Raw genomic sequence first — 8079 nt, forward strand, 5'->3', positions numbered from 1 at the left:
GTCCGTAAAAATCATCGTCCGTAAAAATCATCGTCCGTAAAAATTATCGACCGTAAAAATTATCCTTCGTAATAAATAATTGCACAAATAAAAACGGACACATTGTGATCTGATCACAATCTGTGTCCGTTTGGTTAGAGGGCTATAAACTGCGGTTTAATGTGGATTATTCCGCAGTTTATAAGGTTAGATTACGGTGAAGTAATCTTTTTGGATCCACACTTCTGATGAACCTGCACGATAAACTTCATAATTAATACCATACTCGGTTTGATCAGCCACTTTGGTGAAACCAGTAGTATTAACAGTATTGGTTGTATCATGCTTGCTATCTGAAGCACTATCACTTGATAAATCAACTAAACGAGCATCTTTTCCTGCTACTGAACCTTTGCTATTAGAACCTTCAGCAATGAGTTTCAGTTTAGACATTCCGTGAGAGCGTAAATCTACGGCTCTAATATCTATTGCAGAGCCTTCACCCATTCGGATTTCTTCAATGTTGAAGAGATCTTCAGTTGAGAGATGTGTTTTCCGTTTACCATCAAATACAGCACCAGCGTTATTAGTTGGGTGTTTGAGTACGAATACATCATAACCAGCTCCCCCATCAACTTTAGTGCTAAATACAGAGGATGTTGTTAAACCTAGCGTATTAGAGGCAGTAAACTCTATGCGGTCATTTCCCGCACCTAGAGAAATAGCCCCACCATCGCTTGCTCCATTGATGATAACGGTGTCTTGACCATCACCAGTGTTAAGAACAGTTGCTGAGCTATGGATATACTGAATATCAACGTAGTCATTACCATCGCCCATATAGACTTTAGCACCTCCATCAATACCTGTTGCTTTAAGGTAATCATCGCCATCACCCATATTTACAAATGGTGCAGCTTTGTTGCCAGCTCCTCCGATACTGCCCGGCATCATATCATTTCCTTTTCTGATATCGTGTGGTGCGATAATTAATGCGTCATTACCTGCTCCAAGCTCAATTTTTGATGAGCCATCAACAGCTGGACGATTATTTGTGCCTAATGCTCCTTCAATGAGAACGACATCATCACCGCTACCGCCAATTACTTCTGAGTCTATAATACGGCCACCTTTCAGATCCCTAAGTGCTGGGTAGTTATTATTACTCTTCTCACTATTAACCTGAGAGCCATTTGGACTTCCTTGATCTTTATAGGTGTATTGATAGCGTTGGCTAATATCGGCATCTTTGTTCACATAGAGTTTGAACTCTTTATTCCCTGTACCGACTGCCAAGATATCATTTCCGTTACCTAATTTCACAATAGCACCATCTACATTGTTTTCTAGGTTAAGAATATCGTCCCCACCTTGTAAATCAAGTTCAATAGGTTGTTTTCTATAGACATTACCATTAGTAGAGTTCCCGAGTGAACCTGCCACTTTGAGGATCTGTTGGTTATTACCCGAGAAGGCAAAGAGGTGTGTACCATCGCCTTTTACAGAATGAAGACCTGATTGAGCATTTAACAGTTCTTTCAATTTTGTATAACCCGGCTGTTCACGATAACCACCTAACAGTTTTTTACCAACTGCGATATCATCAGGTGCATTAGGAGTACTCACTTCATTCATTGCTTCCGCCAATGATTTAGATGGGTTAGCAACCGATGGTATGCTTGAGCCTGAAGTTTGCGTAGTCGGTTTTGGTGATACAGGATTATTTTCACTTGGTGCTGGGCTTGGATCGTATGCTTGCGGATCCGCTCCCGGTGTGGCTTTAGCCACATCGGAGTAGGTGTAGTATTTACTTCCCTCCATTGGTTGTTTTGCTTTCGCAATCACACTGTCTTTCAGGTTATCACGCAAGGAATCTGCTTTGATCTTAATGGTGTTACCACTGATCTCAAAATCGCCTGTATTGCTACTGTCCGTCCAAACGCCATTCGAGCCTTTCGTTAAACGCGCCTCTTTTGTACGACCGCTTTCATCCACATAAGAAAGCACAATTTCGTTGTGTTTGCTATCTGGTTTTACCGTCATTGAGCCGTCTGATTCAGGCGTTAAAGTTACCTTATTCGGCGTTTTCTCAACGGTGATGTCGGTGCGTTCATTGTAGTTTCTCAATTTATACTCAAAGACGCCAGATTGATCACTTCCTTCAGTGTAAACTCGAACATCTAACTTGTTTCCACCTGTACCCGGTTCAATGGTATCAGCATACAGTTTTATTTCGCTATCAGGTTCATTTTTGAACTCAATTTCCTGTATTGCACTATTACTTATTGCACCTTGAGAAACAATTTTTTCAATGGCTTCTACTTTTTTCAAGTAATCATACAACGGCTTACCATCTGGGCGACCATTTGTTTCAGGCACATCTCCTGAGGTTATATCTTTATAGGCTTTGGACTGACCATTTGTTAAAGATATTTGAATATCCTTGTAATATCCTCTTGATTGTCCTGTGGCTTGATAAAGTGCCTCAACAGTTGCTGGAAGGCTATTTTTGTTTCCAGCCAAACCAGCATTATGCCAAGAGAAATATTGACCATTATTAGCTACCGCATTATCGTATCCCGATTTAGCTGGGTCTAATAACGCCACAAATAACTGCTGACCATTACCACCTGCAACAGCGAGATCGTATTCTTTGCCATCATATTTCACTTTAAAGACCGCATTGAAATCACGAGAAATACGACCCGGTTTGGAAATTTCAGCTCGAATCTTCACATTATTATCATCATCAGATGGATTATCCTGTGTTACATAGAGATAGCCAAAACTGTCGTTTAAGTTATATTTTGGAGTATAGTCACCTTCATCTCCACCAGTGTTACCACTCGCTCCACTTGCTGAACCCGCACCAGTCGCACCACCGCTCGGAATGCCTTCGGCACCGGCAGGTAATGTTCCACTCACGCTTTCCGTATCTGCTGTAGAGATATTGTCATTAATATCAATACCTTTCGCCGTAACTTGTGAATTATCTTTCAACGAGCCACGTTTTAAGGTAACGGTACCATTGTTTTCATCAATGGTCGCAATGTCTTTATCTACAGGCAGATTATCGCTATCCACCAATTTCCATTTGTTTGTGGCGATGTCGTAAAGTGCGGTGATTTTTTCTTTCGTTTCAGCACCTGTTGTCGGTTGAGCTCTTGGCGAGTATTCAATCTCCACTTTAACGTTATCCGTGCCTTTATCTACAACAACATTTCCTTTCTCACCTGCTTTTGCATCAGGTTTATCCGCTGCACTTGGCGTTGCATCATACATACCCGGTGTAGCCGATACTTCAGGTGTTTCTAAACCAGCTTTGTTTGCTGCTTTAGCGGTTACTTCCGTCATATCTTTTACCTTGTCCGCTTTGAGTGTGATCGTGCCTTTGGCATTATCGATATCAAAGTGATCTTGGTTTTTATCTGCAGCCCACGCTTTACCTGTTTTGGTAAAGGTTACTGTTTGCTCATTATCATAGTTATCACGATATTTTACCGTCAGCTTGGTGTTATCCACACCCGGTTTGATCGTTACTGCACCATTGTCCGTTGTGATACTTTCGATTGGATCTACCGTATTTGGTGATGGGTCGAAAGTCGGATCAATATTGTGTTTCGTCACTGCATCAGTTGGGATGTTATTTCCTTGTGGGTTTTTCTTACCTGTTGCAGTGATTTCTTTTGGTGTTTCACTGGTTAAGGTAATGCGACCTGTATTCGGATCAAAGGCTTTAACACCTTCAGGTAAGTTGCCCTCAGTTACGCTTGGTGATGTAATGCTATAAGTATCGTCAGTTTTGGTTATAACGATTGGTGTTCCATTTAAACCACTAATTTCAACCTTATCATTATTCTCACCCGGCGATAACACAACTGTTCCAAAACCTAAATCTTCAAATTTTGGTGGATCTACTACAACCAGTTTTTCAGCTGGGTTATCGTGTGTAGTTGGTTGGTTTTTCTCGTTGATATAACCATACGGATCTTGTGCTTTGGCAATCACTTCACTACGACCATTCACTACGTCTTTTTTCAGAGTGATCATACCGTTTGCTACCGTAGCAATATTTGCTGCAACATTAGGCTGTTCACCTGTTGGTGTTTTTAAGGCATCATCTAACGTTGTTGCATCAGTATGGTGGAGTGTCCAAGTGCCGTTCGGTTGTTTTACTGCAACAATAAATTGCTCATTCGCAACCGTTTCTGAACCGCCTTGTGTATTCACTTTTAAGCCGAGTGATTTTGCCGCTTCAGGAGTTAAGTGGCTTGCATCAAACTTCACTGCAATTTTATTAGCATCAGCCTTTTGATCGTCATTTCCACTATCACCATCTTTATCGGCTACTTCCGATACACTAATGTTAATGTTATCTGGCTGAGTGATGTTGATAATTCCTATAGCATTGTCAGTTTTGTCATCCATATCTGATACTGTGCTTGTAGCCGCTAATTTAAGGTTTTCTTCATTAGTAATCGGCTGCTCTGCTACTGCATTTGGGGTTACTAACGATTGTGCTTTGTCATTAGTACCAACCACAGTAACAAGGGTATTATCTGCTACTTTATCTGCTGGGATACGGTAGTAAACATAGCCATCTTGTCCGATAACTTCGGTGATACCTTCCACAGCTTCACCTGTACCATTATCTTGGGTATGGAACGTCCATTTACGCGTATCTTCATTATACTGTCCATAGATAGTGGTTTCTGCATCTGCTGGTGCATCTGTGTTTCCTTTCGGTAAGGCTTGGATATAGCTCACCGCAAGTTTGAGGTTGTTTTCACCTGGACGGAAGAGAATATCACCTGCATTAACCGCATTTGGTTTTCCTGCTTCACCACTTTCAAAATTAGTGATTAAACGATCTGCCGCATTTGGATCTTTATCATCTGTTGCTGGCTTAGTGGTTCTTGAACCCATTTTCACCACAGGTGCGTCTGCGTTAGCAAATGTGTCGGTAACAATCTTACGGCTTGATGCTGTGTTGCCAGCTAAGTCGCTAATGGTGACAGTAACCTCATCCCCTGCTTTGAGCTTTTTGAGAATCTCAGCATTATCTAACTCTGTTTTATTTCCATCTGCTGATTTTGTAGGTACATCAGCATACAGGTTGTCATTATCCGCAGTTTCACTCCAAGCACCATTTGAATAGGTGAAGGTTGCTACTTTTTCAGATGAATCTGCTGGAGTTTTGACTGTAACCGTCAGTATATCTCCCTCTTTCGGTGGATTTTCAATATCAATAGATAAACCCGGATCCGCTTTTTCAATCTTCTCTTTAGTATCAAAGCCCGTTGGATCTGCTTCTGTTACATTGTAAGCTTTACCATTTGGACTTACTGGTGTTAGTTTCACAGAAAGTTCATCTGGCGTTGTATCCGTACGAGTGATCGTTTCTTTTGGCTTACCTTCTGTTGCAGGGGTTTCTTCCGTACCTGAAATCTTGCCTTTCGTGTAGAAAGTTACTGGTGTGTTTTCCGCTGGTGTTGCGGTCGCACCTGCATCTGGTAATTTTTTCACCACCAAGTCTTTGCTGTCTGGAATTTCTGCTAGCTTGATGTCGCTTGTTTCAGCATCATTGCCCGCAGGATCTCCTTTCGTTACGGTAAAGTTGAATTTACCCAACTCAGAATCATCTTTTTTCCCAACCGTTGCCGTTGCGATTTTGTTACCATTCTTATCGAATAAGCCAACTTTATCGCCAGCTTTCAACTCGTCCGTACCGTCACTATAAACCTCTAGGGTTTGTTGTTTCATCGGTTGGTCGAGGCTTGGTAGATTCACATTTTCAGCTTCGCTGAGTGAAGCGCCTGTTGATTTGGCTTTCACTGTGAAATCAACCTTGTCTGCTGTTGGGATTTCGGTGAGTTTAGCTTGTCCGTTTGTCGGTGCTTTATCGCCAGTTTCCGTTGCTTTTTCATTTTTACTCGCATCCACTTTAGTTAAAGTGAATTCAAAGTTGCCGTTTGTTGCAGTAACTTTCGCAATCGCTTCACCTGCTTTGTTATAAAGCGTAACTTCTGCATTGTGATCTCGTGTATCAACAATCGTACCTTTGATGGTTACGGTTTCCGGTGATTTATCGCCAGCCGCATCCGTATCATCTACTTTAATTTCCTTAATTTCAGGTTTAGTGGTTTGTCTTGGATCTTGTTGAGCTGTAACCGCTTGCCCCTCTGCTGTTTTACCTGCTAGGTCAGTTGAGGTTGCACTTACTGTTGCACCATCAGGAATAGACGTTGATTCAATATGTAATTTATTGCCATCTACTGTGTAGCCTGCTGGTAATGCTGGGTTTGACGTCCAAGCATCTTTACCTTTTGTAAAGGTGATTACTTTTGGTGTTTTATCTGCACTACCTGCTGGTGGGGTAATGGTTACTGCAACCGTATCGCCTTCAACCGCATCCGTTGGGAAAGTCACTTCAACATCACCCTGTTTTTCTGGACCATCTGCAAAGCCGAAAGCTTGCAATCCTGGTGCTGTTGGGTTAGCTGCATCTAACGGGTGATCCGTTGTATCGTTAGTCAATGTAGTTGGGATTGCTGCATCAGTGTTCGGGCTTTGTGCTTTACCTTCTTTTTGTGCAATCGCAGTGAGGTTACCTGTAGTTGGTACTTCTTCTACTTCAATGATTGTGTGATCTGGGTATTTCGCTTTGAGCTTATCTACCACTGCTTTTTCAGTGCCTTTTTTCACTAGTACAGCTTTATATTCACCTGCATCATTCGCTACCAAGCCTTTGTCAGTTGGAACAATTTCAGCACCATTATGAAGGAGCTTGACTTTCGCACCATTTTCAGGGGCGTTATCTTTTTTCACTGTACCTGTTACCACTAACGCGTCAATCGTATTGTCCGCTTTTTCAGCTGTGTCAATCGCATTAACCGTTAAGCTTGGTTCTGCCGTCACTTCATCATATTTTGAAGTATCTTTCTTTTTCTCTGATAAGTTACCCGCTAAATCTTGGGTACGAGCGGTCACTTCCGTCTTATCTTTTACGCTATCCGCTGGGATTTCAAGGTTGTTTCCGTTGATCTTATCTTGTGAAATTGGGCTATCTGCTGGGACTTTCCAACCATCTTGTGCTTTTGTTACCACTACTTCTTGAGGATTGTTACCTTCATCAGTGTAAGTAATGGTGACTTTGTCGCCATTTTTCGCATCTGCCGGCAAGCCTACGGTAACTTTGCCATCACCATCTGAACCAGTATTAATGGTTGGTGCTGGTGGTGGAGTGTTATCGTTCGGATAGCCGCCCTTATCTTTGGACAGGCTCTCCTTATCAGTAGCCTCAGGGTCTGGTGTACCTGGTTGTACTGTTTGTGCAACAGGGATTTCTGCGGTCGGGGCGCTACTTTCCGTTGTTCCGTTTTCGGTTAATTCAGCAATAAGTTTGAATGGTCCTTTCGCTAAATCTGCGTTTGGAATGGTTAAGGTAAATTCACCCTTATCATTTGCCGTTGCAGTTGGCGTTAATATTGTGCCATCTTTATCTTGAACTTTAATCACCGCTTTTGGATCTGCAGTTCCAACGAGTACCGCTTCCGTTGCCGCATTCGTATCAGGGTTGTCTGAGTTGTTTTGTGACTTCGGATAGCCTGCCTCTAACACTGGGGTTCTTACTGGTTCGTCAAAACCTGCGTTCACTGGTGTTGCATCTGTGTCATTTCCAGCAACATCAATTGATTTCGCAGTTACCGCTGTTCCATCTTTTAATTTATCTTCTGGGATAACAAAAGACGGTGCTGTGCTTGGCACTGTTGTAGGGAGTTCATTCGGCACATTTTGGCTTTCTGCAGGGATACGATTCCAACTGCCATCGGCTTGTTTTTCGTAAACCGCTTTAACAGGGTTGTTACCTTCATCAGTAAAGTTAATTTCTGCTTTATCGCCTTCTACCGCATCAGTTGGAAGCTGAACTTTCACTGCACCATCGCCTTTTTCAGCAGGCTTACCTGCATCATCTGTTTTGGTTAAGGTTGGGGCAGTTGGGTCTTGGGTATCGCCTAGGTGATCAGCTGGGTTGCCACCTTCGATCTTAGTGACTTCTTTAGGGCTGCTTTCTTCACTTTCTGGTTTGCTATCTGCTTT

Annotated in this window: 1 protein-coding gene; it reads right to left on the reverse strand. The window is 42.4% G+C overall.

Translation table 11 applies throughout. From position 1 onward, the window contains the following. Positions 1-186 precede the first annotated feature (186 nt). The coding region (locus A1D25_RS06955) for an Ig-like domain-containing protein (protein ID WP_157394971.1) at positions 187-8079 on the reverse strand (7893 nt) is incomplete at its 5' end.

Origin of the sequence: Ursidibacter arcticus, from assembly GCF_009761375.1 — a bacterium.
In the GTDB taxonomy this organism is placed as follows: Bacteria; Pseudomonadota; Gammaproteobacteria; order Enterobacterales; family Pasteurellaceae; genus Ursidibacter; species Ursidibacter arcticus.